Annotated in this window: 30 protein-coding genes and 2 tRNA genes; 20 read left to right on the top strand and 12 right to left on the bottom strand. The window is 65.5% G+C overall.

The genetic code is table 11. The annotated features are described in order from the left end of the window. Nucleotides 1-12 precede the first annotated feature (12 nt). Together JIP62_RS02790 and JIP62_RS02785 are read right to left on the bottom strand one after the other, a co-directional pair. On the bottom strand, nt 13-747 hold the full coding sequence (locus tag JIP62_RS02790; RefSeq protein WP_201103424.1) for an arginyltransferase: 735 nt from the start codon (nt 745-747) through the stop codon (nt 13-15). Nucleotides 748-861: 114 nt separating this feature from the next. Continuing rightward, nucleotides 862-1,761, bottom strand: coding sequence for a flagellar motor protein MotB (locus JIP62_RS02785; RefSeq protein WP_201103423.1), 900 nt, complete (start codon nt 1,759-1,761; stop codon nt 862-864). Between the two features lie 117 nt (nt 1,762-1,878). Here JIP62_RS02785 and JIP62_RS02780 point away from each other — a divergent pair, with 117 nt between their 5' ends. After that, the gene (locus JIP62_RS02780) at nt 1,879-2,385 is read left to right on the top strand and encodes a flavin reductase family protein (RefSeq protein ID WP_201103422.1); all 507 of its coding nucleotides are present in this window, start codon (nt 1,879-1,881) and stop codon (nt 2,383-2,385) included. Then, complete coding sequence (locus JIP62_RS02775; RefSeq protein WP_201103421.1) at nt 2,382-3,233, top strand: NAD(P)-dependent oxidoreductase; 852 nt, start codon at nt 2,382-2,384, stop codon at nt 3,231-3,233. Before JIP62_RS02780 ends, JIP62_RS02775 begins: the two co-directional genes overlap by 4 nt. Here the strand turns inward: JIP62_RS02775 and JIP62_RS02770 are convergent. From JIP62_RS02770 to JIP62_RS02755, 4 genes are all read right to left on the bottom strand, one after another. Then, complete coding sequence (locus tag JIP62_RS02770; protein WP_201103420.1) at nt 3,230-3,658, bottom strand: VOC family protein; 429 nt, start codon at nt 3,656-3,658, stop codon at nt 3,230-3,232. The two genes, JIP62_RS02775 and JIP62_RS02770, sit on opposite strands and share 4 nt — an antisense overlap. 63 nt (nt 3,659-3,721) lie before the next feature. Beyond that, entirely contained in the window at nt 3,722-4,726 is a 1,005-nt protein-coding gene (hemB, locus tag JIP62_RS02765; protein WP_201103419.1) for a porphobilinogen synthase, read from the bottom strand. Nucleotides 4,727-4,783: 57 nt separating this feature from the next. After that, entirely contained in the window at nt 4,784-5,524 is a 741-nt protein-coding gene (locus JIP62_RS02760) for a polysaccharide deacetylase family protein (RefSeq protein WP_201103418.1), read from the bottom strand. 23 nt (nt 5,525-5,547) lie between these two features. Continuing rightward, nucleotides 5,548-6,807 carry a DNA polymerase IV gene (locus tag JIP62_RS02755; RefSeq protein WP_201103417.1) on the bottom strand — a complete coding sequence of 420 codons (1,260 nt, stop codon included), beginning with the start codon at nt 6,805-6,807 and terminating at the stop codon, nt 5,548-5,550. A 147-nt stretch (nt 6,808-6,954) separates the two neighbouring features. On the opposite strand from JIP62_RS02755, the gene JIP62_RS02750 reads away from it, so the two are divergent. Together JIP62_RS02750 and JIP62_RS02745 are read left to right on the top strand one after the other, a co-directional pair. Continuing rightward, nucleotides 6,955-7,320 carry a response regulator gene (locus tag JIP62_RS02750; RefSeq protein WP_201103416.1) on the top strand — a complete coding sequence of 122 codons (366 nt, stop codon included), beginning with the start codon at nt 6,955-6,957 and terminating at the stop codon, nt 7,318-7,320. A 3-nt stretch (nt 7,321-7,323) separates the two neighbouring features. Beyond that, nucleotides 7,324-8,688 (top strand): PleD family two-component system response regulator, encoded by a 1,365-nt coding sequence (locus tag JIP62_RS02745; protein WP_201103415.1) that lies wholly within the window; start codon nt 7,324-7,326, stop codon nt 8,686-8,688. A gap of 113 nt (nt 8,689-8,801) precedes the next feature. Here the strand turns inward: JIP62_RS02745 and rpmG are convergent, their stop codons facing one another. Then, complete coding sequence (gene rpmG, locus JIP62_RS02740; RefSeq protein WP_131252530.1) at nt 8,802-8,969, bottom strand: 50S ribosomal protein L33; 168 nt, start codon at nt 8,967-8,969, stop codon at nt 8,802-8,804. A gap of 147 nt (nt 8,970-9,116) precedes the next feature. Between rpmG and JIP62_RS02735 the strand changes: the two genes are divergently transcribed. Then, nucleotides 9,117-9,686 (top strand): hypothetical protein, encoded by a 570-nt coding sequence (locus tag JIP62_RS02735; protein WP_230974833.1) that lies wholly within the window; start codon nt 9,117-9,119, stop codon nt 9,684-9,686. Between the two features lie 13 nt (nt 9,687-9,699). On the opposite strand, the gene JIP62_RS02730 is transcribed toward JIP62_RS02735, so the two are convergent. The 4 genes from JIP62_RS02730 to folE form a co-directional block, all read right to left on the bottom strand. Further along, complete coding sequence (locus JIP62_RS02730; protein ID WP_201103414.1) at nt 9,700-9,948, bottom strand: helix-turn-helix domain-containing protein; 249 nt, start codon at nt 9,946-9,948, stop codon at nt 9,700-9,702. Nucleotides 9,949-9,988: 40 nt separating this feature from the next. Next, nucleotides 9,989-10,840, bottom strand: a complete 852-nt coding sequence (locus JIP62_RS02725; RefSeq protein WP_201103413.1) for an aldo/keto reductase — start codon at nt 10,838-10,840, stop codon at nt 9,989-9,991. A 148-nt stretch (nt 10,841-10,988) separates the two neighbouring features. Then, on the bottom strand, nt 10,989-11,423 hold the full coding sequence (locus tag JIP62_RS02720) for a biopolymer transporter ExbD (RefSeq protein ID WP_201103412.1): 435 nt from the start codon (nt 11,421-11,423) through the stop codon (nt 10,989-10,991). A 147-nt stretch (nt 11,424-11,570) separates the two neighbouring features. Beyond that, nucleotides 11,571-12,188 carry a GTP cyclohydrolase I FolE gene (folE, locus tag JIP62_RS02715; protein WP_201103411.1) on the bottom strand — a complete coding sequence of 206 codons (618 nt, stop codon included), beginning with the start codon at nt 12,186-12,188 and terminating at the stop codon, nt 11,571-11,573. Between the two features lie 161 nt (nt 12,189-12,349). On the opposite strand from folE, the gene cysS reads away from it, so the two are divergent. The 12 genes from cysS (at nt 12,350) to JIP62_RS02655 (ending at nt 20,384) form a co-directional block, all read left to right on the top strand. Continuing rightward, the gene (cysS, locus tag JIP62_RS02710; RefSeq protein WP_201103410.1) at nt 12,350-13,759 is read left to right on the top strand and encodes a cysteine--tRNA ligase; all 1,410 of its coding nucleotides are present in this window, start codon (nt 12,350-12,352) and stop codon (nt 13,757-13,759) included. A 132-nt stretch (nt 13,760-13,891) separates the two neighbouring features. After that, nucleotides 13,892-14,110 (top strand): translation initiation factor IF-1, encoded by a 219-nt coding sequence (gene infA, locus JIP62_RS02705; protein WP_003164348.1) that lies wholly within the window; start codon nt 13,892-13,894, stop codon nt 14,108-14,110. A 13-nt stretch (nt 14,111-14,123) separates the two neighbouring features. Then, on the top strand, nt 14,124-14,708 hold the full coding sequence (locus JIP62_RS02700; RefSeq protein ID WP_201103409.1) for a Maf family protein: 585 nt from the start codon (nt 14,124-14,126) through the stop codon (nt 14,706-14,708). Then, nucleotides 14,705-15,745 (top strand): ribonuclease E/G, encoded by a 1,041-nt coding sequence (locus tag JIP62_RS02695; RefSeq protein WP_201103408.1) that lies wholly within the window; start codon nt 14,705-14,707, stop codon nt 15,743-15,745. Before JIP62_RS02700 ends, JIP62_RS02695 begins: the two co-directional genes overlap by 4 nt. A 2-nt stretch (nt 15,746-15,747) precedes the next feature. Beyond that, a complete protein-coding gene (locus tag JIP62_RS02690; RefSeq protein ID WP_201103407.1) occupies nt 15,748-15,912 on the top strand; it encodes a DNA gyrase inhibitor YacG in 165 nt (54 codons plus the stop codon). Nucleotides 15,913-15,976: 64 nt separating this feature from the next. Beyond that, a tRNA-Phe gene (locus JIP62_RS02685) sits at nt 15,977-16,052 on the top strand. A gap of 397 nt (nt 16,053-16,449) precedes the next feature. Next, nucleotides 16,450-17,340, top strand: a complete 891-nt coding sequence (gene exbB, locus JIP62_RS02680; protein WP_201103406.1) for a tonB-system energizer ExbB — start codon at nt 16,450-16,452, stop codon at nt 17,338-17,340. Between the two features lie 5 nt (nt 17,341-17,345). Then, entirely contained in the window at nt 17,346-17,780 is a 435-nt protein-coding gene (locus JIP62_RS02675; protein ID WP_201103405.1) for a biopolymer transporter ExbD, read from the top strand. Between the two features lie 12 nt (nt 17,781-17,792). After that, nucleotides 17,793-18,521 carry an energy transducer TonB gene (locus tag JIP62_RS15205; protein ID WP_201103404.1) on the top strand — a complete coding sequence of 243 codons (729 nt, stop codon included), beginning with the start codon at nt 17,793-17,795 and terminating at the stop codon, nt 18,519-18,521. A gap of 139 nt (nt 18,522-18,660) precedes the next feature. Then, nucleotides 18,661-19,419 carry a M48 family metallopeptidase gene (locus tag JIP62_RS02665; RefSeq protein WP_201103403.1) on the top strand — a complete coding sequence of 253 codons (759 nt, stop codon included), beginning with the start codon at nt 18,661-18,663 and terminating at the stop codon, nt 19,417-19,419. 73 nt (nt 19,420-19,492) lie between these two features. Continuing rightward, nucleotides 19,493-19,569 (top strand) — tRNA-His (locus JIP62_RS02660). Nucleotides 19,570-19,598: 29 nt separating this feature from the next. Continuing rightward, nucleotides 19,599-20,384: a methyltransferase gene (locus JIP62_RS02655; protein ID WP_201103402.1), complete on the top strand. Its 786-nt coding sequence runs from the start codon at nt 19,599-19,601 to the stop codon at nt 20,382-20,384. Here JIP62_RS02655 and JIP62_RS02650 read toward each other — a convergent pair. After that, nucleotides 20,266-22,113, bottom strand: a complete 1,848-nt coding sequence (locus tag JIP62_RS02650) for a patatin-like phospholipase family protein (protein ID WP_201103401.1) — start codon at nt 22,111-22,113, stop codon at nt 20,266-20,268. The genes JIP62_RS02655 and JIP62_RS02650 overlap by 119 nt on opposite strands. A 129-nt stretch (nt 22,114-22,242) precedes the next feature. On the opposite strand from JIP62_RS02650, the gene JIP62_RS02645 reads away from it, so the two are divergent. The 3 genes from JIP62_RS02645 (at nt 22,243) to JIP62_RS02635 (ending at nt 25,565) form a co-directional block, all read left to right on the top strand. After that, nucleotides 22,243-22,992 (top strand): hypothetical protein, encoded by a 750-nt coding sequence (locus JIP62_RS02645; RefSeq protein ID WP_201103400.1) that lies wholly within the window; start codon nt 22,243-22,245, stop codon nt 22,990-22,992. Nucleotides 22,993-23,057: 65 nt separating this feature from the next. After that, complete coding sequence (locus JIP62_RS02640; protein WP_201103399.1) at nt 23,058-24,665, top strand: carboxyl transferase domain-containing protein; 1,608 nt, start codon at nt 23,058-23,060, stop codon at nt 24,663-24,665. A gap of 9 nt (nt 24,666-24,674) precedes the next feature. Continuing rightward, on the top strand, nt 24,675-25,565 hold the full coding sequence (locus JIP62_RS02635) for an agmatinase family protein (RefSeq protein ID WP_201103398.1): 891 nt from the start codon (nt 24,675-24,677) through the stop codon (nt 25,563-25,565). Nucleotides 25,566-25,599: the final 34 nt, after the last annotated feature.

Raw genomic sequence — 25,599 nt, 5'->3', positions numbered from 1 at the left:
GCAGATGAGGCTTCAGGCCAGGCGCTGCCAACCGCGCCTGGTCAAGGCCTCCATCGGGCGGAAATTGGCCTTGTAGTCCATCTTGGGTGAGCCCTGGACCCAATAGCCCAGATAGACGAACGGCTGGTTCAACGCGGCTGCCTGCCGCAGATGATCCAGGATGGCAAAGACACCCAGGCTGCGTCGCTGCAACTCCGGGTCAAAGAAGCTGTAGACCAGCGACAGGCCGTCCGCGAGGGTGTCGGTCAGGACGACGCCCACCAGATCACCGGGGCCGCTGTCGGGCGACGGCAACCGGTATTCGATCAGATGGGTGCGAACGGCCGTGTCCTCGACCATGGCCACATAGTCGAGCCAGCCCATGTCGCTCATGCCGCCGCCGGGATGGCGGCCTTCCAGATAGCGGCGCAGCAGATCGAACTGCTCGACTGTCGCTTCGGCCTCGACGATGTCGCGTGTCAGGTCGGCGTTGCGGCGCAGGATGCGACGATGCGAGCGGCTGGGGACGAACTCCGGCACCGGCAAGCGGACGGACACACAGGCCTCGCAGGAATCGCAAGCCGGTCGATAGGCAATGTTCTGACTTCGGCGGAAACCGGCCTGGGTCAGCTCGTCATTGACCCAGGCTCCGTCGGAAAAGGGCAGATTGGCAAAGACCTTGCGTTCCGTCAGGCCCGGCAGATACGGACACGGCGCCGTCGCCGTCATGTAGAACCGAAGCTGACGATGCGCGAAATGCTGGGTCACAGGCTTACGTTGACCCGTTGTTTCGGCTGAAATTCGGCAAGCAGCACAGCATTCGTCGATTTGGCGTCATCCGGGCCGACGCTGCAAGTCTGTTCGCGCAGCGGGCTTGCGCCATCAGAAGCTGGTGTCAGTCGGCAGCACCGGGGCTTCGCGCAACAGGACGATGGCGATGCGCCGATTGCCGGCCAGAGTGGGATCGTCGGGATAGAGCGGATCGGATCCTGCCTTGCCCGCCACGGAATAGATCCGGTCCGGATCGACCCCGGCCCCCTGCAGCACCAGGCGCGACTGATTGGCACGCTCGGCCGACAGGGCCCAGTCATTCGGTCCGCTGGCACGGTTCGATCCCGGCTGGGCGCTGGTATGGCCGGTGATGGAAATCCGATTGGGCAGGCGGTTCACGACCCGCGCTACGGCCCGCAGCAGCAGTTGCGCCCGGGCATTGGGACGGCCCGAGTTCTGATCGAACATCGAGCGGCCTTCCTGATCGACCAGCTGAATTCGCAGACCCTCGGGCGTCTGATCGATGATCAGGTGTTTGGACAGTTCGGCCAGTTCCGGCATCGACTGCATGGCCTGGCGAAGGGATTCGGCTGCAGAGGTGAAGTCCGCCGCTTCGCGCCGGGCGATCTCATCCCTCAGGGCCTCTTCGCTGGCTGCGGCCAGGTTCTGGCTCTGCCCGGCTTCCTCGGGCGCATCAGCCGGAGCCTCCGGTGCCAGTTCGGTGATGGACATCGAGCCGGAGCTCTTGGACCCGTCCTCGCCCAGGGCCGTGCCGCCAAGAATGCCGCCCGATCCCGAGGTGGTGGCTGAAACGCTGGCAGGCGCGAAATATTCGGCGATACCGCGCTTCTGTTCCGGGTCGGTCGTGTTGATCAGCCACATCAGCAGGAAGAAGGCCATCATGGCCGTCACGAAGTCGGCATAGGCGACCTTCCACGCGCCACCGTGGTGGCCCCCGCCCTGGACCTTTTTGACCTTCTTGATGAGGATCGGACGATCGCTCATGGACATGAAATGGGCCCCGAAATTGCGCCAGAGGACCCTTGCTCAACAAGGTTAAGGGCGAGTTTCCCATCCGCGACATCGAACGCGCTTTCCCTTTTGCCCATGGCGCTTTAGGTCGGTGCCGTGACGCTGGAACCCTTGCCCGACCATGCCGCCGCCGAGACCCTGGCCTATCGCCGGGCGCTGGGCACGTTCGCGACCGGTGTATGTGTGGTGACGGCCGATGGGCCGCAGGGGCCGATCGGGCTGACCGTCAACTCCTTCACCTCCGTGTCGCTGCAGCCGCGGCTGATCCTGTGGTGCCTGGATGAGCGGTCTGAGCGGGCACCGGTGTTCGCGGCGGCGGAGCGGTTCTCGCTGCACATGCTGGCGGCCGGGGACAGGGACCGGGCCAACCGGTTCGCACGCGGCGACTGGGCCCTGCAGGACCGCGATCATGTGCGCCAGCCAGATTCCGCGCCACATCTGACGCAGGTTCTGGCGCGCTTCGACTGTGTCATCCACGAGCGTCTGCCGATGGGCGACCACATCATCATCGTCGGCCGGGTCGAGCGGTTCGAGGCAGGGCCGGGCGACGGCCTGACCTATTTCCGTGGCCGCTACGGCATTGCGGCCGAGGAGGCATCATGAAGATCGGCTTTGCGGGACTGGGCGTGATGGGTGCGCCGATGGCGGGCCATCTGGTGGCGGCGGGCCATGACGTTGTGGGATTCAACCGCTCGCCCGACAAGGCACGCGCCTGGGCCGAGGCCCACAAGGCACGGTTCGCGGCCTCCGTGGCCGAGGCGGCGACCGGTGCAGAGGTCTTCATCCTGTGCGTCGGCAATGACGACGACGTCCGCGCCGTCGTGACCCAGGCGATACCGCATCTGGCACCGGGGGCCGTGATCGTGGATCACACGACCACCTCCGCCACCGTGGCACGCGAGATGTCGGCCCTGGCCGCCGAACACAGCCTCTCCTTCATCGATGCCCCGGTGTCCGGCGGGCAGGCGGGAGCCGAGGCAGGTCAGCTCAGCGTCATGGCAGGCGGCGACGCCCAGGCCCTGGACCGGGCCGAGCCGGTGATCCGCGCCTATGCTAAGGCCGTCAAACATATGGGTCCGTCCGGCGCCGGCCAGCTGACCAAGATGGTCAACCAGATCGCCATCGCTGGTGTGGTCCAGGGCCTGGCCGAGGCGGTGCATTTCGCACAGGCCGCCGGTCTGGATACCGACGCCGTCTATGACGCCGTGTCCAAGGGCGCGGCCCAGTCCTGGCAGATGGACAACCGCTGGAAGACGGCGGCGGAAGGGCGCTTCGACTTCGGCTTCGCCGTGGACTGGATGCGCAAGGACCTGGGCCTCGTGCTGGACGAGGCCACGGCCAATGGGGCGAAGCTGGACCTGACCCGTCTGGTCGACGGCTATTATGCCGAGGTCCAGGCCATGGGCGGCGGTCGCTGGGACACCTCCAGTCTGAAGGCGCGCCTGGGTTAGGCGGCCGGATCGCCGTTCACATTGACCATCCACGGCACGCCGAACCGGTCGATCAGCGAGCCATAGCCGGGCGACCAGAAGGTGGGGCCGAACGGCATGACCACCTTGCCGCCTTCGGACAGGGCGTCGAACCAGCCCTTGGCCTGTGCCGCATCGTCGGTATGCAGGGTGACGTCGAAGCCGTTCTTGGGCTTGTCGATATTGGGGGACCAGTCGGTGTCCATGTCCGCGCCCATGATGGCCTGATCGCCGACTTCCAGCCAGCAGTGCATCAGCCAGTCCTTGTACTGCGGACCTACCGGCATATCGGGCGGACCCTCGCCATACGGAAAGGCAGCGGTGATCTTTCCGCCCAGAACCTGGGCATAGAACTCGAACGCCTCGCGGCACTGGCCGCGGAAACTCAGGCTAGTGACGATCTTCATGGCACGCTCCCTGATGGCCAGAGGGCAGTCTGACCCCAAATCAGCCAGAATGGAAAGCGTGCCTCAGGCCCCCAGCAGCCGCGCCGCCCGGGGGGCGAAATAGGTCAGGACACCGGCGCAGCCCGCGCGCTTGAACCCGGTCAGGGTTTCCAGGATGGCGCGATCCTGATCCAGCCAGCCATGGGCCACGGCCGCCTGGATCATCGCATACTCACCCGACACCTGATAGGCGAAGGTCGGCACTTTGAAGGTCTCGGACACGCGCTGGACGATATCCAGATAGGGCATGCCGGGCTTGACCATCACCATGTCGGCCCCCTCGGCGATGTCCATGGCCACTTCGCGCAGGGCTTCGTCAGAGTTGGCGTGGTCCATCTGATAGGTCTTCTTGTCGCCGACCAGCATGGCCGCCGAGCCGACCGCATCGCGATAGGGGCCATAGAAGGCCGAGGCATATTTGGCCGCATAGGACAGGATCAGGGTGTCGTGGAACCCGTTGGCCTCCAGCGCCTCGCGGATCGCCTGGACCCGGCCGTCCATCATGTCGGACGGGGCAACGACATCAGCTCCGGCGTGGGCCTGGATGAAAGCCTGTTCGGCCAGACGCTCCAGCGAGGCATCGTTCAGGACCCGGCCATCCTCGACAACGCCGTCGTGGCCATGGTCAGTGTAGCAGTCCAGGGCGACGTCACAGATGACACCGATCTCGGGGGCAGCGTCCTTGATGGCCTTGATACAGTCGGGGATCAGGCCGTCGGGGTCGGTCGCGCCGGTGCCGACCGCATCCTTGATGGCACCGTCAATATTGGGGAACAGGGCCACGGCCGGGATGCCCAGGTCTCGCGCCTCGACCGCCGCCTTGGCAGCCTCGCGCGGCGACAGGCGGAACACGCCGGGCATGGAGGGCACCGCCACCCGGTCGTCCGCCCCGTCATGGACGATCAGGGGCCAGATCAGATCGGCGGGCGTCAGGGCGATCTCGGCCACCAGCCGCCGCACCCAGGGCGAGGACCGCAGGCGACGCGGACGGGCAAGGGGGAAGGGCGCTGGCGCAAAGGGAAGGGTCATGCCCCTCCCATAGCCGCCCGGCCCGTGTGGGAGAAGCCGGGTGTTTCGTCGCGCCGGTCAGGCCGCGACTCGGCTCCACGCAGAGGCCACCGGCAGGATGTCCAGGTCGGCAGCGCGGGCCAGGCGGATCAGGCGGTCCAGATCGTCGGGCCTGCAGCCATAAGGGGTCGGCCGGTCCGAAACGTCATGGCCATAGGCGATCAGCCAGCCGCCCGTCCGGGCGGTCTCGGCGATCAGGGCGTCGAGGTCGTAGCCGGGCAGGCGGCGTGATTCCAGGCCGATGGCCTGAAGATTGGCGCGGTCGGCCCGCCCTGAATTGACGCCATCGCGAACGCCGCGCCCGCATAGGAATCGCTTGTCGATCACCGCCTTGGCTTCCAGGGCGCAATCGCCGAACGGATAGGCGAACGTGGTCATGACATGGCCGTCCAGCCGCTCGGCCACCCAGGCCGCATTGCGGGCCAGGCTGGCGTCCAGTTCGGCAGGGCTGAGCGTCAGGGTCGAAACATGCTCGTAGGTGTGACACCCGACTTCGTGGCCGGCCTCGAACAGGGCCTGCAGGTGCCCGGTGCCGAACTGTGGCAGGTCCATATTGGTCCCGTCCGACAGGCCACCACAGACGTAGTAGGTCGCCTTGACCCCATGATCGGCCATGACCGGCCCGGCCTCGGTCCAGGCCGAGACGGGAATGTCGTCGAAGCTGAGGCTGAGGATGCCGCGCGCGGGCGAGATCGCGACCGGGCGAACATCCAGATACCGCCCGGCCCGGCGGCGCATCTTGTCGACAAAGGCGTTCATCCAGGCAGGATGGCGGCCAGACTTTAAGTTGGCGTTGATCCCCGCTTCAGGGATCGTCCGGCCATCACGGCATCCTGGCCGAACTTGGCGCGCAGGGCGTCGATGGCGGTCTCGGTCTTCAGTGTGCGGGCCTCGGCGGTCTCGAACAGGGCGGGCACATCGACCGCATCGATCACCTCGGCCATGCCCACGCCGATCAGCCGATAGGGCCTGCCCAGTTCGGATGCCAGCATCGACCGGGCGGCGGCGAACAGGGCGCGAGCCGTCTGAACCGGCTCGGGCAGGGTGGCGCGGCGGGTGACGATCTTGAAGTCCGTGCGCCGCAGCTTCAGCACGACGACCCGGCTGGCCAAACCATCGCGCCGCGCCTTGGCCGCCAGCTTGTCGCACAGCGGCCAGAGCTGGGCCTCCAGGTCCTCGACCGAGGTCAGGTCCTCGTTGAAGGTGGTCTCGGCACTCATACCCTTTCGGTCATGCTCGGGATTGACTGTGCGGCTATCGCGGCCATGAGCGAGGTGATGCAGGCGTAGGCCCCAGTCGCCATAGCGGCGGATCAGGTCGCGGGGGTCCGCGCCGGCCAGATCGCCGACCGTGGCAAACCCGTCGCTGCGCAGGGTCCGGGTGAACACCGGCCCCACACCAGGCAGGATCGAGACGGGACGCGGGGCCAGGAGGGCAGGGGCTTCGGACCCCAGCACGGTGAATCCGCGCGGCTTGTCCATCTCGGACGCGACCTTGGCCAGAAAGCGGTTCGGTGCCAGGCCGATGGAGACGGTCAGGCCCACCTCCGCTTCGATCCGTCGTTGCAGCCGGGTCAGCTGAAGCGCCGGCGGGCCCCCGTTCAGCCGCTCGGTCCCCGACAGATCGACCCAGGCCTCGTCCAGCGACAGCGTCTGGATCAGGGGCGTCAGCTGGGCCAGCGCGCCCAGGATCCGTTGGCTCTCGACCTGATACTTCGCGAAATCGGGTTTCAGAACCACGGCGTCGGGACAGGCCTTCAGCGCCTTGAACATCGGCATGGCCGAGCCAACGCCGGACAAACGTGCCACATAGCAGGCGGTGGACACCACGCCGCGCTTGCCGCCGCCGATGATCACCGGCCGGTCACGCAGTTCCGGCCTGTCCCGCTTTTCGACCGAAGCATAGAAGGCGTCGCAGTCCAGATGGGCGATCGCCAGCGTGTCCAGTTCTGCATGACGGACCACGCGCCGTGACCCGCACGACGGACAGCGCTCGACAGGCTGTTCGCCCGTCCAATCGCAATCGCGGCAGATGGCCTTCATGGAGTTTTCGGACCTGACGGGGGGCCGTGTTGAAGACGGCGCCTGACTTCACCCCACCTTAAGACTGGCGCGGCAAAAGTGCATTCGAAGATGGCGAAAACGCCTCAGGCGCAGCCGCGCATTCCACAGGCGACAGGCCGGGTGACCATGTCCAAGACCATCCTCATCGTCGAGGATAACGAGCTGAACATGAAGCTGTTTCATGACCTGCTCGATTCCCAGGGCTATGCGACCCTGCAGACCCGCGAAGGGTTGCAGGCGCTGGCTCTGGCGCGCGCGCATCGTCCAGACCTGATCCTGATGGACATCCAGCTGCCCGAGATTTCAGGGCTGGAAGTCACCAAATGGCTGAAGGACGACGAGGAGCTCGCCCATATTCCCGTGGTTGCCGTCACGGCCTTTGCCATGAAGGGCGACGAGGAACGCATCCGCCAGGGCGGCTGCGAGGCCTATATCTCCAAGCCGATCTCGGTGATGCATTTCCTCGACGTCGTGCGAGAGCACCTGGGTTAGGCGATGACAGCGCGTATTCTGGTCGTCGATGATGTGGAACCGAACGTCCGGCTTCTCGAAGCCAAGCTGACGCTCGAATACTATGAAGTCATGACCGGCCATGACGGTCCCACGGCTCTGCGTCTGGCGGCGGAACATCAGCCCGACATCATCCTGCTGGACGTCATGATGCCGGGGATGGACGGGTTCGAGACCTGCCGGCGGCTGAAGGCCGATCCCACGACGCGGCATATTCCCGTGGTCCTGGTCACGGCCCTGGACGGGCGCGAGGATCGAATCCGCGGCCTGGATGCCGGGGCCGACGATTTCGTCACCAAGCCCATCGATGACGTCATCCTGATGGCGCGAGTGCGGTCGCTGGTCCGCCTCAAGGCGGTGATGGACGAACTGCGAGAGCGCGAGGAAAGCGGCCGCCGCCTCGGCGTCGATACCGACTCGGCCGGGCGGCTGCGGGCTGCTGGTGGCCGGGTCTTGATCGTGGACGACAATCCCCGTCAGGGCGAGAAGGTCCTGGCCCGCCTGTCGGATGAACACCGCCCGGCGATCGAGACCGACCCCGCCGTGGCCCTGATCGCGGCTCGGGGCCCGATCGACCTGATGATCGTCAATGTGGCTGCGGCCGAGTTCGACGGGCTGCGGCTGATCGCGCAGACGCGCTCGACCGAGGCCAGCCGCCGCACGCCGATCCTGGCCATCGTCGACCCGGCGGATCGGCCCCGGCTGATCAAGGCCCTGGAACTGGGCGTCAATGACATCCTGACCAAGCCGGTGGACCCGGAAGAGCTGGCTGCCCGTGCGCGCACCCAGGTCCGCCGCAAGCGCTATGCCGATTTCCTGAGGCAGAAGCTGGACTACAGCCTGGAGATGGCGGTCACCGATGCCCTGACCGGCCTGCATAACAGGCGCTATATGGCCGGACAGCTTCAGGCTCTGGTCGGACGGGCCAACCACGGCGGTCCCGGTGTCTCGGTGCTGGTTCTGGACATCGACCACTTCAAGGCGATCAACGACGGATTCGGCCACGATGCCGGGGACGAGGTGCTGCGTGAGTTCGCGGTGCGCGTCGCCACCAATGTGCGGGCGATCGATCTGCCGTGCCGTCTGGGCGGCGAGGAGTTCGTGGTGGTGATGCCGGACACCTCGATGGAATCGGCTTTGATGATCGCCGAACGCATTCGCCGCGACGTGGGCGGGGCACCGTTCCGGGTCATGGACGGCCGCGAGGAACTGACCGTCACCATCTCGATCGGCGTGGCGACCAGCCAGGCGGTCGGAGAGACCCCCGAAGCTCTGCTGAAGCGCGCGGACGAGGGCGTCTATGAGGCCAAGGCGCGCGGGCGTAATCAGGTCATCGCGCGGGCCGCCTGATCACCACCCCAGATCACCCCATCGTGTTGATCGGACAAAGCAAAACGCCCGGTCATCGCTGACCGGGCGTTTCGAACTTTGTCAGGCCGGGCGCGAACGCCCAGGATCAAGCCTTACTTGATCTTGCCTTCCTTGAACTCGACATGCTTGCGGATGACCGGGTCGTATTTGTTGACGACCATCTTTTCGGTCTTGGTGCGGGCGTTCTTCTTGGTGACGTAGAAGAAGCCAGTGTCCGCCGTGGAGTTGAGGCGGATCTTGATTGAAGCCGGTTTGGCCATCGGAGGATACCTTTGCGACGGCGAAAGCCGCTAAAATGAGAGGCGCGGAACATACTCAGGCTCGCGGGTAAGTCAACGCCTCGTTCGCGTTCCTGTCCGATGTCGCGTCGGGTAGGCAAGGGCGGCTCGTCTGGTTAGGGTCCGGCCATGATGCATTTCGCCAAGATCGCCGCCGCTGCTGCTGCACTGATGCTGTCGGCCTGTGCCAGCGTGCCCGTGGCTCCATCGGCTCAGGATGACTTCTTTGCCAATCTCTCGGCCTTGTGCGGCCAGAGATTCGAGGGGCGGGTGGTCACGACGGATCCTGCCGACGCCAGCTTTGCATCGTCCCGGCTGCTGATGCACGTCCGGGACTGTTCGGCGAACGAGATCCGCATTCCGTTCTGGGTTGGTCAGGACCGTTCGCGAACCTGGGTGCTCACGCGGACAGGGGCGGGGCTGACGCTGAAGCACGATCACCGTGATTCGCAGGGCAAGCCCGATGGGCTGCACTGGTATGGCGGCGACACGTCCGGCCAGGGGACGGCGCAGCGTCAGGAGTTCCCGGTCGATGACTTCTCGATCGAGCTGTTCAACGCCTGGGACGCATCGGTGTCGACCACCAATGTCTGGGCGATCGAGGTGCTGCCGGGGCGGATTTTTGCCTATGAGCTGCGTCGCCCGGCGGGACGGTTCTTTCGCGTCGAATTCGACGTGACGCGGCCTGTCGCGGAATGAGCGCCGTTCGGGATCAATAGGCGCGCGTATCCGATACCAGGGCCCATAGCGGGAGGCGCAGATGGGCGGTCGCGGCCCCGATCTGCGCAGTCGTCAGATGGGCGCGGCCCGCTTCGGCCCGGCGGGCATCCTCGGGCGACATGGCGATGGCGCGGGCCAGATCGTCGATGGGTATGCCGCGCTGCTCACGCCAGCGTTTCAGCCGCGCCCCTATGGCCGCGTCGAGCGGGTCGATACCGGGGAAGCCGAGAACAGAGCCCATCAGGTTCGTCTCCCTGTATTCGCCGTCTAGCTGCGGCGTTTCACGCCCATTCTTGATCCCAGTTGAAGTCCTTGTCGAGCCAGTCGCCCAGGCGGCCGTCAGGACGCGCCAGAGCGTGGATGCGGTCCATCTCCTCGTCCGATAGGCTGAAGTCGAAGATGTCGAAGCTTTCTTCGGCGCGATGGACCTTGGTCGTGCGGGGAATGGCGATCACGCCCTGCTGGATCAGCCAGCGCAGCGTCACCTGGGCCGCCGTCTTCCCGTGCGCCTTGCCGATCTCGATGATGGTTGCATCCTCGGCAACGGCACCCTGGGCCAGGGGCGACCACGCCGTGATGGACGAGCCCAGTTCACCGGCAGTGGCCAGCAGATTGAACAGCTTCAGATAGGGGTGGTACTCGACCTGATTGGTCACCAGGCGTGCCTTGGACAGGGCCTGGGCCTGGCGGAACTCGCTCGACGGGAAGTTGGACAGACCGATGGAGTGCGTAAGTCCCTGATCCTTGGCTTCGTTCAGCGCCCCGATCGTCTCGGCAAAGGTGGGGGTCTTTTTCGGCCAGTGCAGCAACAGGAGGTCGGGGGTGAAGCCCAGGCTCTCTGCCGATTCGCGCGCCTGGCTCAGAAGGGCATCGCGTTCGAAGTGGGCCACCCAGATCTTGGTCGTCAGCCAGATGTCCTCGCGCGCGACGTGGCCGGCGGAAATGGCGTCGCGGATGCCGTCCCCCACGGCCGCCTCGTTCTTATAGATCCAGGCCGTGTCGATGTGGCGATAACCGATGCGCAGGGCCTCGGCGACCATGCGTCGCGCATCCGAAGGCTCCAGCTGCCATGTGCCGAAGCCCAGCAGGGGAATGGTGTGGCCATCGACGGTGATCGCGGGCTGGTCGGTCATGAAGGCACTCCGTAAGGGGGGGCTTCTTAGCTAGGGCGTTCGGTCAGCTGTTCAACCAGTCGAATCACCACAGACCCCAATACGCCAAGAAAAAGGGCCGCGCCCGGCAGGACGCGACCCCATTTGATCGTTCGAATGGACGTTGGTCCTATTCGATGTCTTCGTTCAGCAGGCCCACCTTGAGGAAGCCGGTTTCCTGCAGCTTGTTCATGACTTCCATGAACTGGTTGTACTTCACCTCGGCGTCTGCGCGGACGAAGACGCGCTCTTCCTGACAGGCACCGCCGCCTAGGGCAGCGCAAAGGTCGGAATCGAGGGTTTCCAGCGTAGTCTGGCGATCCGCCAGGAAGATCGAGCCCGATTCCTGGATCGTGATGTAGACCGGCTCGTCTTCCGAAGGATTGGAGTTCGGAACGGGCGGCGGCAGGTCCAGCCGGATCGAAACGGTAGCCAGCGGTGCGGCCACCATGAAGATGATCAGCAGCACCAGCATGATGTCGACAAACGGGGTAACGTTGATGTCGGCGTTCTGACTGATCGTCTTGCCGCCCTGGCCACCCGGCCCGGAAAGTTTGGCGCCCATGGGCTCCGATCTCCATCAAGGCCCGGCGCGACACGCGGCAGGCAGGTCATAGTTGGTTCGTCTCTTGGCGTCCTGCGCCGCCGTTGTAAAGCGGTCTCGGCGCAGGGAGGGTTCCGAAAGGGCAAATACCCGCGTCGGGCGAACCCCTCAGGCCTTGGCCAGTTTCAGGAAGCGATCAACCAGAGCCTGATCGTCCTTGAACGCCCCAGTGAACCGCGTGGTGATGGTCGAAACGTGGCGGTGATGCACCCCGCGCGTCGTCATGCACTGATGTTCCGCATCGATCAGCACCGCGACGCCCGCAGGGTTCAGGTGCGATTCGAGCGCGTTGGCGATCTCTTGGGTCAGCGTTTCCTGGGTCTGCAGGCGCTTGGAATAGATTTCGACCACGCGCGCGATCTTGGAAATGCCGACCACCTTTTCCGTCGGCAGATAGGCCACATAGGCCTTGCCCAGGAACGGAGCCATGTGGTGCTCGCAGTGGCTCTCCACCTCGATGTCGCGCAACAGGACCATGTCGTCATAGCCCTGAACGTCCTCGAACGTGCGACTCAGCTCCTTGGCCGGATCGGCGTCATAGCCCTCGAACCATTCGGCATAGGCATCGACCACGCGCTTGGGCGTGTCCTTCAGGCCTTCGCGGTCCGGATTGTCGCCGGCCCAGGCCAGCAAGGTTCGGACGGCCTGCATGGCCTCTTCACGCGACGGGCGCTCTACGGCGTCGTTGACGCCGACCAGGACGGGCTTGGCGGGGATCAGGCTCATTCTCGTTTCCGTCGCGGCTGAGTGGCGCCGGAACGACGGTTCCGGATGGACGCGCGCCGCGCTCCCTGTTCTACGCCGTTCCGCTGTTCGCGGATGCAGCGAACCGGCTATATGGGCGATCCCGTCCGTCTCGCAAGAAAACCGAAGGCCACCGCTGCATTATGCCGCTGATGATCCACGACACCCTGGCCCGTGAAAAGCGCGTCTTCACCCCGCGCGATCCCGAACGGGTCACTCTCTATGTCTGCGGCCCCACGGTCTATGACTATGCCCACATCGGCAATGCGCGCCCGCCGGTGGTGTTCGACGTGCTGGTTCGACTGCTGCGTCGCACCTATGGGGCGGACAAGGTCGTCTATGCCCGCAACGTCACTGACGTCGATGACAAGATCAATGCCAAGGCCGCGCGGGAGGGGGTGCCGATCGGCGATGTGACGGCCCGGTACGAGGCCGCGTATCTGGAGGACATGGCTCGGCTGAACGTCTCGGCCCCGGACATCGCGCCCCACGTCACCGACCATATCGAGCCGATCGTCGCCCAGATCGCCGCCATCGTGGAGGCCGGCTGTGCCTATGCGGCCGAAGGGCATGTGCTGTTCGACGTCTCGTCCTATCCCAACTATGGCCGCCTGTCGGGGCGGAACCTGGACGACATGATCGCCGGGGCCCGGGTCGAGGTGGCCCCCTATAAAAAGAATGCCCACGACTTCGTGCTGTGGAAGCCGTCCAAGGAAGGCGAGCCGTCCTGGCCCTCGCCCTGGGGCGCAGGCCGGCCCGGCTGGCACATCGAATGTTCGGCCATGATCGAACAGGTTCTGGGCCTGCCCATCGATATCCATGGCGGGGGGATCGACCTGGTCTTTCCGCACCACGAGAACGAGATCGCCCAGGGCGTCTGCGCGCACGGCCATGCCCATGGCGAACAGGCGCACGGGGAATACAGCCGCTATTGGATGCACAACGGCTTTCTGACGGTCGATGCGGAAAAGATGTCCAAGTCGATCGGCAATGTCCTGCTGCTGCACGACCTAGTGCAGTCCATGCCGGGCGAGGTCGTGCGCTGGGCCCTGCTGAGTGCGCACTATCGCCAGCCGCTCGACTGGAATCAGGGGCTGCTGGATCAGAGCCGCAAGAACCTGGATCGCCTCTACGGTGCCTTGCACCGGGCCGCGGCCGTGACGGCGATCGATGACGGCCCGCCCGAGGACTTCCTGAAAGCGATCGAGGATGACCTGAACACACCGGGAGCCATGGCGACCCTGTTCGCCCTGTCCAGCGACATCGAGCGCGGCATGACGGCGGGTGACCTGGACGCCGTGGCCATCGCCAAGGGTCGATTGCTGGCAGCGGCGGATCTTCTGGGCGTGCTGCAAGCCGATCCGGCCGCCTGGCTGGAAGGGGAGGTGACAGACTCCCTGCGGACCGAGGTCGAGGCCTTGCTGGAACAGCGTGCTGCGGCGCGTGCGGCCAAGGACTGGCCCGAGGCGGACCGTATTCGCGACCGCCTGAACGCGCTGGATGTCGTGGTCATGGACGGGCCTCAGGGAGCCACCTGGCGGGTCAAGGGATAGGCGATAGGCCGGGGATTGAACCGCAGAACTCGACTAGCGCTCAGTTTTCGTGCATTAGCGCCAACTACTTGAGACCCCTGCCCACGCCCGGCCGGGGTCCGAAATCATATGGAACAGGGCGCGAGAGGCCGCATGGCTAAGGAAGAACTGCTTGAGTTTCCCGGAGTGGTCAGCGAACTGCTGCCCAATGCGACCTTCCGCGTGACGCTCGAGAACGATCACGAGATCATCGCCCACACCGCAGGCAAGATGCGCAAGAACCGGATCCGGGTTCTGGCCGGCGACAAGGTTCTGGTCGAGATGACGCCCTATGACCTGACCAAGGGCCGTATCACCTATCGCTTCAAATAAGGACCGGCTCGCGATGAGCCGGCCTGAGCTGGTGCTGGCCTCCTCCAGCCCGCGCCGAATCGAGCTTCTGGCGCAGGTCGGGATCGTTCCCGACCAAATCGACCCCGCAGACATCGACGAAACGCCGCAAAAGAGCGAGACGCTGGCGCGTCTTGCCGAGCGCCTGGCGCGGACCAAGGCCCAGGTCGTGGCCGAACGTCACTCCGATGCCTGCATTGTTGCCGCCGATACCGTTGTGTCCGTGGGGCGCCGCCTGTTGGAAAAGGCGGCGGATGAGGCTGAGGCGACGCGATTTCTTCGCCTTCTGTCCGGCCGCAATCACCGTGTTCATACCGCCGTCGCCGTCGCCCATGCTGGCCGATTGACCGCGCGGGTCGTCGAGACGCGCGTGGCCTTCAAAACCCTGTCCGATGCCGAGATTGCCGGCTACGTCGCCTCGGGCGACTGGCGCGGCAAGGCTGGCGGATACGGCATCCAGGGCCCGGCCGGGGCCTTTGTGCGCCGCATCGTCGGCAGCCATCCCGCGGTGATGGGTCTGCCGCTCTATGAGACTGTGAACCTGCTTGCGGGCGTCGGCTGGCGGTCGAATCACTCATGACCTTGGAAGCCTTCCTGGATGAGACGCCGGGCGAGGTTCGCGGCGTCATCTCGCGGGATGGGCGTTGTGAGCGGCTTCTGATCCATCGGGACAGCGATATCGCGGCCCATCGGCTGGGTGCGCAGTCCATCGGACGAATCGAGGCGATCGACAGCGGGCTGAACGGGGCTTTCGTCGATCTGGGTACGGGCCGCTCGGCCTACATGCCGCCCGGCAAGGGGTCGGTTGGCCGTGTTGGCGAAATCATTCAGGTCGCAGTCACTGCCGAACCGCGCTCCGGCAAGGGGCCGACCGTAAAGCGCTTGGGGGCAGGGGAGGGACCGCCTCGGCTGATTCGACCTGGACCGGATGTGCGTGCCGTCTTGGCGCAGTGGGCTCCAGGCATCCAGGTTCAGCGAGGGCTTGTCGCGATCCAGGCGTCGCTGGACGCGGAAGAAGAAGCACTCGCCGATGCCGTCGTACTGGCGGACCTTGGGCTGGATCTGGCGGTTCAGCGCACCCGCGCCCTGGTCGCGGTCGATATCGATCACGCGCGGCTGCCTGGACGTGATGCAGCACGAGGCAAGGATCAGGCGAATCGCGCGGGCTTGGCTCAGGCGGCGCGCCTGATTCGCCTGAAGGGCTGGGGCGGCTTGGTGGTGGTCGATGTGGTGGGCGGCGGTCGTGACGGCGAGGCCTTGCTGGCGGCGGCCCGCACGGCGTTCGGAGGCGATCCTCAAACGGCTCGTCAGATCGCCTATGGGCCGGTCAGCCGGTTCGGGACCTTGCAGATCGCCATGCCCTGGCAATTCACGCCCATAGAAGAACGGCTGAATGACCCGGACGGTCGGCCGTGGCTTCAGACAAGAGTCATCGCGATCGTGCGGGCGCTTCACAGAGCGCTGCTGTCCGATACGGCAACGCCCCGGCATCTTGCCCGTTGCTGCCCGCAGGAGGCCGAGCTGGCGGCACCGCTGGTCGCCCGACTTGGCCCACGCGCCAACGTGGTTGCCGATTCCGACGTCCTGCCCGGGCGTGCCCTGATAGGAGTGCCGTGACTATGGCCATCTGTCCCATCTGCAATAAGCATCCGGCCGATGCCGACTACCGCCCCTTCTGTTCCAAGCGTTGCGCCGACGTCGATCTGGGGCGCTGGCTGACCGGTGTTTATGCCGTCCCTGCCGAAGACGACGAGATTCCGACGCAGGATCGTTCGGAAGACTGACGGTGAGCGCTGGACACCTGAAAGCGGCTCGCTTATAGACCGCCCTCCCGCGAGCCGGTGGCGCGCCTGGGTAGCTCAGTTGGTAGAGCAGCGGATTGAAAATCCGCGTGTCGGTGGTTCGAATCCGCCCCCAGGCACCACAGCCCCTTGTGGCCCCAATCCGTTCCGCAAGCGTTCGGATGCAGGCGTGGCGGGCTTTTCGACGATCATGAAATTGTCGCTTTCCCCGTTACATATGGTCAAACTTCGTTACCGCTCCCGCTTAGGGGGAAAAGCACGGATGCAGGGTTGACGCTCTGTTATGCGTTCGCCAAAGGACTTTGACCGCAATCTTTGCGTATCCGTCCAATGCCGAAGGGACTTGTCCTTTTGGCGTCAAGAAGCGCCCCGGCGGCCTCGGCAACCGGAAGCGTTATTAAGGCGTTCGTCGATCAGCCCTCTGGGTCGATATGGCGAACGATCACATTTCACTGGGCCGTGGTTTCGACCTCGGCTCATGGGTCCCTCGAGTCAGACCACAGCAGGAACTGGCGAACTATGCTCAAGAAGACGAACATCATTCTCGCTCTGGCCGGCGCTGCCGTCCTGATGACGGGCACTCCGGTGCTGGCGCAAGACGCCACGACACCGCCGGCCGCCACCGCTCCGGCTGCGGCTGCCCCGGCCGCTGCCCCGGCCCCGGCCGCCACCACTGAAACCGATCCCGGCAACGTCGGCGACGCCGTCGGCGGCGAAGGCCACGGCGACATCACCCCGGTCTCCATGTTCATGGAAGCCGGCCTGGTCGTTAAGGTCGTCATGATCGGCCTGGTCCTGGCCTCCATCTTCTCCTGGACCATCCTCCTCATCAAAATGTTCGAGTTCGGCGGCCTGAACCGCAAGACCGACCAGTTCCTGGAATCCTTCCGTGGAGCCCGCACCATCGCCGACATGCGTCGTGTGGCCACCTCGGATGAGTTCGACGGCAACCCGCTGGCCGACATGGCCGCTGCGGCCACCGAAGAAATCGAACTGTCGCGTCAGGCTGGCCTCAGCGTCACCGGCGATCACCGCGACTCGGCTCTGTTCCGTGCCCAATCGGCGGTTGCCGCCGTTCAGGCCGGTCTGGCTGCCCGTCTGTCGGGTGGACAGCAGTTCCTGGCCTCGACCGGTTCGACCGGCCCGTTCGTGGGTCTGTTCGGTACCGTTTACGGGATCATGAACTCCTTCATCGGTATCGCCCAGTCGAACACCACCAACCTGGCCGTCGTCGCCCCCGGTATCGCCGAGGCGCTGCTGGCCACCGGTATCGGTCTGTTCGCCGCTATCCCGGCGGTTATCTTCTACAACTACTTCAACACCCGCATCTCGGCCTATGGCACCCGCTCTGACGGCTTCGCCGCGGAACTGCTGAACGCCATCTCGCGTCAGCTAGACAAGGGAGCCTAAGTCCGATGGCCGCCAAACTTTCCGGAGGCGGCGGCGGCAAGTATCACGTCGAGCAGAACGCGGATATCAACGTTACGCCTTTCGTTGATATCATGCTGGTTCTCCTCATCATCTTCATGGTGGCCGCGCCTTTGGCCACCGTGTCGGTGGAGGTGACACTGCCCCGCGCGGTCGCTCCCCCGCAAGAGAACCCGCCCAAGCCGGTGTTCATCTCCATCCAGTCGGACGGCGATGTCTTCATCGGCGACGGACGGACCAGCGTCGAGGGCCTCGGAGATGATCTCCGTCGCCTGATCGGTGGTCGCAATCCCGACGATGAGCGTATCTTCATCCGTGCGGACCAGCAGACTCGGTACGGCGATTTCATGCAGGTGATGAATGCCTTGCAGGATAATGGCTTCTACAGCGTCGCCCTGGTCGGCGAAGATACTGCACAGTAAGGCCGATCATAGATGACAGACACACCCGTTGAGTATCATCGCAGTCGCTATGACGCCCCTCGCAAGAAGGGCTTCATGGGGGTCTCGGTCGGCATCTGGCTTCTGGCCCTGTCGGTCTCGACCATTCTGTTCGCGGTCATGCTGTATTACGTCAACCAGGCCAAGTTCGAGCTGAAGTTGAAGGAATACAGCGACGACGTGGTGGATGTGGAGCTGATCGAGCCGGCCCCGCCGCCGCCTCCGCCGCCTCCGCCCCCGCCGCCGCCGCCGGACACCCCGCCGCCGCCGAAGCTTCAGGTCCGCGAGCCGGTCCTGACGCCGAACGCGCCGCCGCCTCCGGCGACCGTCAACCTGACGCCGACCAAGAAAGAGGATCGGATCGAGTACACGGGACCTCCGGTCAACATCCCCGGACCCCCGCCTCCGCCTGCGCCTCCGGCACCTGCCCGTCCGCCGGTTATCAGCAACCCGAGCTGGAGCCGTCGTCCGGACGTCAGCAACGCCTACCCCGAACGGGCTCTGGAGCGTGGCATCAGCGGATCCGCCACGATCCAGTGCGCGGTCCAGCCGAACGGTCGCGTTACGGATTGTAGCGTGACCAGCGAGGAACCTGCCGGCGCCGGCTTCGGCCGGGCTGCGGTTTCCGCGGTTCGCGGCGCGGTCATGTCGCCGCGCTCGGTCGATGGTGTCGCCACCGGCGGTCGGGTGAACATCACCCTCCGCTTCCAGGCTCCCGAATAAGGGGTCTGACGGTTCAAACCGAAGAACACCCCGGAGCTTGCTCCGGGGTGTTTTTCTTTGTGCAGTTAGCGAGGGTTCCTGATCGAACCTATGGCTCAGCTTGGCGTTGTGAGACAAACCACCACGGCGGAGAGCGGTCATGAAGCGTACGAAGACAAAAGTATTGGCGGCGGTCGCTGTCGGAGCCCTGACAGTGTCCAGTCTTGGGGCGTGCGCCTATAACGAGACCCTCGGGCGCAATCAGTTGCTCATCGTTGATGACGCCAGCCTCATTCAGCAGGCAGATGTCGCGTGGGCCGAAGCCTTGCGCACCCAGCCGATTTCGCGTGACGCCGCTCTGAACCAGCGCGTTCGGCGCATTGGCGATCGGATCGTCCAGGCAGCCGGTCTGACCAATCGCAGCTGGGACTATGCCGTGTTCGTCAGTGACAGCCCGAACGCCTTCGTCCTGCCTTCGGGCAAGATCGGGGTGACCACCGGCCTTCTGGCCTTGGTCCGGAACGACGACCAGCTCGCCGCCGTCCTGGGGCACGAGGTCGGCCATGTCGTGGGACGGCACGCCGCCGAGCGCTATTCCAGCACGGCTCTGACCAGCGTCGGGCTGCAGATCGCCCAGGGAGCATCAGGCGACTACGGTCAGGCCGTGGGCTCGATCGGGGGATTGGCGGCCCAATACGGCGTGCTTCTGCCCTATTCGCGGCGCGACGAGCTGGAAGCGGACCGTCTGGGGGTCGACTATCTGGCCGCCGCAGGATTTCGCCCGACCGAGGCAGTGGCCCTCTGGCGCCTGATGGCGGCTCAGCGGCAGGCTGCCGCGCCGGAATTCGCCTCGACGCACCCGTCCGACGCCACCCGTATCGCGGAGCTGGAGCGCTATATTGCCAGCCGAGGCTGGTAGACGCGGAAATAAGGCCTGTCTTGCTTGATTGCAGTCGACGACCCCGCTAGACAGCCTGCCTCGCGTTGATCGCGCCGCCTTAGCTCAGTTGGTTAGAGCGCCGGTTTGTGGAGCCGGAGGTCCTCAGTTCAAGCCTGAGAGGCGGTACCATCATCGCTGCATACGGCAGGGGTCGTCACGTGGTCGAATCCCGTTGGGACCCCAGCCAGTATTCTAGGTTTCAGGATGAGCGCGACCGCGCGGCCCTGGACCTCCTGTTGCGTCTCCCGGACGACCTTCAACCCCGCGAAATCTGGGATCTGGGCTGCGGTACGGGCCAGCACGCGGCTCTGTTGAAGCGTCGGCACCCCGGGGCCAATGTGCACGGGCTGGATGCCAGCGATGCGATGATCGCGGCGGCGCGCGATCTTGCGCAGGAGATCGACTGGCAGCTGGGTCGGATCGATGATTGGCAGCCTGCCGTCCCCGCCGACCTGATCCTGGCCAATGCGGTTCTGCACTGGCTGCCCGACCATCGCTCGTTGCTGCCACGCCTTGTCGGCGCTCTTGCGCCCGGCGGGGTGCTGGCCGCCCAGATGCCACTGCGTGCCGCGCCCTTGCATCATCAGGTCGTCGCCCGCGTGGCGGGGCAGGGGCCATGGGCGCAGGCGCTCAGGAACGTGCCACCGGCCGCGGACCCCCTGTCATCACAGGACTATTTCGACATTCTGGCAACGGAATGCGAGGCGATCGACATCTGGTCGACGACCTATCTCCATGCGCTTGAGGGGGCTGATCCGGTCTTGAACTGGTTGATGGGGGCCGGACTGACGCCTCATCTGACCGCACTGGACGCGACGCCGGATCTCAGGCGGCAGTTCCTGTCGGCCCTTTCGGACGCCCTTTCGGACGCGTTTCCGGTGCGCCCTTCGGGGAAGACGCTGCTGCCGTTTCCGCGGCTGTTCCTGGTTGCGCGGCGGCGTTGACGCGGCTGGGACGGCGCCGCAGGTCGGTGACCGGCGTGTCCAGGCCAGCCAGGGCAGCCAGGGCGGCCGAATAGCCGGCGTCGACAGCCGGCGCAAAGGCCTTCCAGTCCCGAATGTCCATGCCCTCGGGCGTAGGCTGGATCAGCAGGTCAGTGGCGGCGCGCGATGTATCCACATCCGCATCCGTGGTCAGCGTCGCCGCCCGCATCAGCACCGCAACGATCGGCGGGCCTCGCTTCCAGGCCCCTGACGCGATCCATCGCCACCAGGACGGCGGGTTTTCAAGCGACGCGGGGTCGACGCCGCGAACCTGGGACATGTCGACGCCAATGATCGGGCCGCCGCTGAACTGGCGCATCACCTCGGCGGGGAAGTTCTTGAGCACCGCGCCGTCCACCAGAACCTGTCCGTCCATGACCACAGGCGGCATGACCCCCGGGATGGAGATCGAGGCGCGCATGGCGCTGCGCAGAAGACCCCGGCGATGAACCTCGATCCTTCCTGTCGTCAGATTGGTCGAAACTGCGAAGAAGGGCCGGGCCATGTCGGCGATGTCGATTTCGCCATAGGCCTCCTGCAACAGCCGCGCGACCTTGCCCGCGCGCGTCATGGCGACCAGGGGCATGGTAATGTCCGACAGCGGGTCGCTGACGACAAAGGCCTTGCGGATGCGGGCTTCCAGTTCTTCCTGCGACCAGCCCAGCGCGGGCCCCGCCGCAACGACCGCTCCCATCGACGATCCACCGAGGAAATCGAGCGGAATCCGGGCCTCGGCCAGGGCCCTGATCGCGCCGATGTGGGCATAGGCCCGCGCGCCGCCCCCGGAGAGCACCAGGCCGACTGCTGTTCCGGTCACGACGCGGGCGATCCGCTCAGCGTCGGCGGCTTCGCCGTCCTGTACGTGGAACCAGCGGCTGGGGTTGACCGCATCCAGCCAGATCTTGGTGTTGGCCGGGCGGGTCATGCGCGGATCACGCAGCAGAATCAGGTCTGTGCGCTGCTGTTCGTCAAAGGCGCGGCTGCGAGGAACGGGATGTCGTGCCGGGGCCAGCAGCGGATCGGCCACAACGAACAGTCGATCCACCTGGCGAGCGCAGAGAGAGGCCCAGGCCGGTTCATCCTGCTCGGCGACATACAGGACAAAGTCGTGCGTATCCTCGACCCGCGAGAACCAGTCGGCCGCCGAGCTGAGGGCAGAATGGTCGATGACCTGACAGCTGGACCCCTGGGCCTCGATCGCTGCGGCGACCCGTTCGACAAAGGCGCGGATGGGTCGGGGCCTGGACGAGACAAAGCCGAAGACACTGGGCTCGCTACCGGCGGCATTGCGGTTGCGCGCCCGCTGCATCATCAGCCGCGCCAGCTCGACCATCAGGTCCGGCTGATGCCGGGCGGCGGTAAAGAAGGCGTCGCGGGGCAGGGCCAGAATCTCGCTGTCGCGCAGGGCGACCACACTGGCCGTATGGGGCGTATCGGCCAGCATGGCCATTTCGCCCGCCGGCTCACCGGGCCGGATGACGCCGACGAACTGTGGCGTCTGTGACGCCTCGTCCTGTCGAAACACGCCCAGCCGGCCTGCGCGCAGAAGGTAAAGGGTGTCGGCCTGGTCGCCTTCGGTGAAAAGCGGCTCGCCACCCGTCAGGGCGAACCAACTGGCCCCCTTGCCTCCGCCGCTGTTGAACAGCCGGTCCAGCGCCTGTTCCAGTGTGTCGCGACGGACCTTGGTCATGGGCTGACTATCGCAGATTCTGATCGCCCAGGTCACGACTTGTCAGGATTGAATCGCTGACACCGCCCCTGATCGTGCGAAGTTACATCACAATCCAGAGGGGGGGGGCCTATGTCATAATCCGTACGCATGAAGTCGGGCGCGGTTTTCAGTTTGTTGCTTCTGGCGACGACCGGCTGCGCTGGCGGCCAGGCAGCGGAGAAGGTGACGCGCCGATCTGCCGAATTGATCCAGACCTGTGCCGCCTTCGATCCAGACTATGTCTCTCTTCATACGGCTCCGAGCCTGGTCAGGCCGGGCACGGAGCTGACGGTCTCTGCGGTATTCCAGGAGAATCCGTGGTCGGCCGACAGGGTGCCCATCGCCTGTTTCGACGACTGGACCTTGTCCGAGCCCGGTGTCGCGCAATGGTCCGCCGATCATTCGCGGCTGGTCGTGACACAGACCGCAAAACCGGGCGCTTTGAGCATCACGGCGCGGTTGAACGGTGCGCAGGTCACGCGCTCCGTCGTCATCGTTGCGACGGATGCCGTCGTACTGACGGGACTGTGGCGGCAGGAGGCCGTGAGTTGCGAAGGCGGAGCAAGCCCATCCGAGCCATTGCGTGAACTGCTGTTTCGCGCGGATGGGTCGTGGTCGGGCACCTTTGTTCCGTTCGAGGTGCGCAGGGACATGGAGGGCCAGTCGGCCTTCGACGACACGACCGGGGCGCTCAGCCTGACGATCGAGGGCGGCAATGGGCTCGCCGCGAACATGGATCTGTCCGGCGAGGCGAAGATCCAGGCGGACGGAAAACTCGTGCTGGACGGGTTCTGGTTCGGAGACGGCACCGATGCCAGCGCACCGGGGCATAGCTGTCGGTACGTCTTCCAATCCTGAGCGTTTTGACAGGAGGGATGCGGGCGGCACTTTGCGCGGCGGGCTTTCCCTCCTAAACCTGCGGCATGCCCAAGCTGACCTCTGCGATCGACCGCAATAGCCCTGCCTTCAAGGCGCTGGACCGTCACAACCGCGCCTTGCGTGATGAACTGCGGGCAAAGGTGGCTCAGGCTGCCCTGGGCGGATCGGAGGCATCGCGGCAACGCCATGTCTCGCGCGGGAAGCTGCTGCCCCGCGATCGGGTGGAGCGGTTGCTGGACCCCGGCTCGCCCTTCCTGGAGATCGGACAACTGGCCGCCAACGGGATGTATGGCGACGCGCGTGACCCCGAAGGGGCTCCGGGTGCGGGCATGATCTGCGGCATCGGTCGGGTCTCGGGACGCGAGGTCATGATCGTGGCCAATGATCCGACGGTGAAGGGCGGGGCCTACTTCCCCCTGACGGTCAAGAAACACCTGCGCGCTCAGGAGATCGCCGAACAGAACCGGCTGCCCTGCGTCTATCTGGTCGATTCGGGTGGCGCGAACCTGCCGCACCAGGCCGAGGTTTTTCCCGACCGCGAACATTTCGGCCGCATCTTCTTCAACCAGGCCCGGATGAGCGCGCGCGCCATCCCCCAGATCGCCTGTGTCATGGGATCCTGCACGGCGGGCGGTGCCTATGTGCCCGCCATGTCTGACGAGACGGTCATCGTGCGGAACCAGGGCACCATCTTCCTGGCCGGGCCGCCGCTGGTGAAGGCGGCGACGGGCGAGGTCATCTCGGCCGAGGAACTGGGCGGGGCCGAGACTCATGGGCGCAGGTCAGGCGTGGTCGATCATGTGGCCGAGAACGATGAGCACGCGCTGGAGATTGTGCGATCGATCGTGGCCACTCTGAACACGGTCAAGGACGTCGCCCTGGACGTGCGCGGGACGCGTGCGCCGGCCTTCGAAGCTGAGGACCTTTACGGCATCATCCCCGACGACGTCCGCGCCCCCTATGACGTGCGCGAGGTCATCGCCCGCATCGTCGACGGGTCGGAGTTCGAGGAGTTCAAGGCGCTCTACGGCCAGACCCTGATCTGCGGCTTCGCGCGGATCTGGGGCTATCCCGTCGCCATCCTGGCCAACAATGGCGTCCTGTTTAGCGAGAGCGCGCAGAAGGGGGCGCACTTCATCGAACTGGCGTGCAAGCGCAAGATTCCGCTGGTCTTCCTTCAGAACATCTCCGGCTTCATGGTCGGCGGGAAGTATGAGGCCGGCGGCATCGCCAAGGACGGGGCAAAGCTGGTCACGGCCGTGGCCAGTGCCGAAGTGCCCAAATTCACCGTGCTGATCGGCGGTTCGTTCGGGGCCGGAAACTATGGAATGTGCGGGCGGGCCTATTCGCCCCGCTTCCTGTTCACCTGGCCCAACAGCCGCATCAGCGTGATGGGGGGCGAACAGGCGGCCTCGGTCCTGGCGACCGTGCACCGCGACGCAGAGACCTGGACGCCCGAGCAGGCCGAGGCCTTCAAGGCTCCGATCCGCCAGAAATACGAAGATGAGGGTAATCCCTACTATGCCACCGCACGGCTGTGGGACGACGGCATCATCGATCCGGCCCAGACGCGGGACGTTTTGGGACTGGCCATCAGCGCCAGCCTGAACGCCCCCATTCCCGACACGACCTTCGGCGTGTTCCGGATGTAGGATAGGCCGATGACGGATTCAGAGGCCCTGTCCTGGCGCAGCATCGCCGACCTGATCGGTGAGCATCCGGCTGCGCCCGTCGCCCTGGTCGGGGCCCCCTTGAACGAGCGGTCCCTCACGCCGGGACGTTGCGACCTGGGGCCTCGAGCGTTCCGCGCCGTCCTGCCGCGCTTTTCCATCTATGATGTGGAGACCGGTGCAGATCTGGACTGTGCCGTCCATGACGCCGGCGATCTGGCGCTCAAAGCCCTTTCGCCGGCCGAGGCTTTCGAGCCGATCCGCCATGCCGTCGCGGCCCAGGCCGATCGGTCGCTGACGATCATCGTCGGCGGCAATAATGCGATCACCCGGCCCGGTCTGCATGGCCTTGGCCTGGAGCGAGCGGGTCTGCTGACCCTGGACGCCCATTTCGACCTGCGCGACACCGATCAGGGCCTGACCAATGGCAATCCGGTCCAGGCCCTGCTGGATGACGGCCTGGACGGGGTGCGGGTCAGCCAGCTGGGCCTGGCTCCCTTCGCCAACACCCGCCGGGCTCATGAGAAGGCAATGGCCGCCGGCATTACCGTCCGGACGGCTCGCGATTGTCGCACCCAGGGCTTGAGCGCCCTTGTAGCGCAGGAGCTGGAACGGCTGTCGGCGCTGGTGGACGTCATCTATGTCGATGTCGATATCGACGTGATCGATCGCAGCCATTGGCCCGCCTCACCGGGCGCGCGTCCCGGTGGCCTGCCGGCCCAGGACGTCTTCGACGCCACCCGACTTATCGGAGCGCATCCCAAGGTCCGGGCCGTGGACCTGACCGAATATGACCCGTCGCTGGATGTCGGCGACCTGGGCTCACTGACAGCCGGGCGCTGGTTCTGCGAGCTTCTGGCGGGGTTCCAGGCCCGTGGCTGAGCGGTTCGACCGGCTGATCGTCGACTGCCGTCTG

Source organism: Brevundimonas vitisensis, from assembly GCF_016656965.1.
Classification (GTDB): Bacteria; Pseudomonadota; Alphaproteobacteria; order Caulobacterales; family Caulobacteraceae; genus Brevundimonas; species Brevundimonas vitisensis.
This window is presented reverse-complemented; position numbering and strand designations above follow the sequence as displayed.

Excerpts from the sequence above, each read along its gene's own strand:
- folE (WP_201103411.1), bottom strand. The coding sequence starts at position 12,188 with ATGAGCCTGATCCCCGCCAAGCCCGTCCTGGTCGGCGTCAACGACGCC.
- JIP62_RS02650 (WP_201103401.1), bottom strand. The coding sequence starts at position 22,113 with ATGACCAAGGTCCGTCGCGACACACTGGAACAGGCGCTGGACCGGCTG.
- JIP62_RS02745 (WP_201103415.1), top strand. The coding sequence starts at position 7,324 with ATGACAGCGCGTATTCTGGTCGTCGATGATGTGGAACCGAACGTCCGG.
- JIP62_RS02690 (WP_201103407.1), top strand. The coding sequence starts at position 15,748 with ATGGCCATCTGTCCCATCTGCAATAAGCATCCGGCCGATGCCGACTAC.
- hemB (WP_201103419.1), bottom strand. The coding sequence starts at position 4,726 with ATGACCCTTCCCTTTGCGCCAGCGCCCTTCCCCCTTGCCCGTCCGCGT.
- JIP62_RS02700 (WP_201103409.1), top strand. The coding sequence starts at position 14,124 with ATGAGCCGGCCTGAGCTGGTGCTGGCCTCCTCCAGCCCGCGCCGAATC.
- cysS (WP_201103410.1), top strand. The coding sequence starts at position 12,350 with ATGCCGCTGATGATCCACGACACCCTGGCCCGTGAAAAGCGCGTCTTC.
- infA (WP_003164348.1), top strand. The coding sequence starts at position 13,892 with ATGGCTAAGGAAGAACTGCTTGAGTTTCCCGGAGTGGTCAGCGAACTG.
- JIP62_RS02760 (WP_201103418.1), bottom strand. The coding sequence starts at position 5,524 with ATGAACGCCTTTGTCGACAAGATGCGCCGCCGGGCCGGGCGGTATCTG.
- JIP62_RS02730 (WP_201103414.1), bottom strand. The coding sequence starts at position 9,948 with ATGGGCTCTGTTCTCGGCTTCCCCGGTATCGACCCGCTCGACGCGGCC.
- JIP62_RS02725 (WP_201103413.1), bottom strand. The coding sequence starts at position 10,840 with ATGACCGACCAGCCCGCGATCACCGTCGATGGCCACACCATTCCCCTG.
- JIP62_RS02770 (WP_201103420.1), bottom strand. The coding sequence starts at position 3,658 with ATGAAGATCGTCACTAGCCTGAGTTTCCGCGGCCAGTGCCGCGAGGCG.
- JIP62_RS02645 (WP_201103400.1), top strand. The coding sequence starts at position 22,243 with ATGAAGTCGGGCGCGGTTTTCAGTTTGTTGCTTCTGGCGACGACCGGC.
- JIP62_RS02755 (WP_201103417.1), bottom strand. The coding sequence starts at position 6,807 with ATGAAGGCCATCTGCCGCGATTGCGATTGGACGGGCGAACAGCCTGTC.
- JIP62_RS02675 (WP_201103405.1), top strand. The coding sequence starts at position 17,346 with ATGGCCGCCAAACTTTCCGGAGGCGGCGGCGGCAAGTATCACGTCGAG.
- JIP62_RS02635 (WP_201103398.1), top strand. The coding sequence starts at position 24,675 with ATGACGGATTCAGAGGCCCTGTCCTGGCGCAGCATCGCCGACCTGATC.
- JIP62_RS02640 (WP_201103399.1), top strand. The coding sequence starts at position 23,058 with ATGCCCAAGCTGACCTCTGCGATCGACCGCAATAGCCCTGCCTTCAAG.
- JIP62_RS02720 (WP_201103412.1), bottom strand. The coding sequence starts at position 11,423 with ATGGGCGCCAAACTTTCCGGGCCGGGTGGCCAGGGCGGCAAGACGATC.
- JIP62_RS02665 (WP_201103403.1), top strand. The coding sequence starts at position 18,661 with ATGAAGCGTACGAAGACAAAAGTATTGGCGGCGGTCGCTGTCGGAGCC.
- exbB (WP_201103406.1), top strand. The coding sequence starts at position 16,450 with ATGCTCAAGAAGACGAACATCATTCTCGCTCTGGCCGGCGCTGCCGTC.
- JIP62_RS02750 (WP_201103416.1), top strand. The coding sequence starts at position 6,955 with ATGTCCAAGACCATCCTCATCGTCGAGGATAACGAGCTGAACATGAAG.
- JIP62_RS02775 (WP_201103421.1), top strand. The coding sequence starts at position 2,382 with ATGAAGATCGGCTTTGCGGGACTGGGCGTGATGGGTGCGCCGATGGCG.
- JIP62_RS02695 (WP_201103408.1), top strand. The coding sequence starts at position 14,705 with ATGACCTTGGAAGCCTTCCTGGATGAGACGCCGGGCGAGGTTCGCGGC.
- JIP62_RS15205 (WP_201103404.1), top strand. The coding sequence starts at position 17,793 with ATGACAGACACACCCGTTGAGTATCATCGCAGTCGCTATGACGCCCCT.
- rpmG (WP_131252530.1), bottom strand. The coding sequence starts at position 8,969 with ATGGCCAAACCGGCTTCAATCAAGATCCGCCTCAACTCCACGGCGGAC.
- JIP62_RS02785 (WP_201103423.1), bottom strand. The coding sequence starts at position 1,761 with ATGTCCATGAGCGATCGTCCGATCCTCATCAAGAAGGTCAAAAAGGTC.
- JIP62_RS02735 (WP_230974833.1), top strand. The coding sequence starts at position 9,117 with ATGATGCATTTCGCCAAGATCGCCGCCGCTGCTGCTGCACTGATGCTG.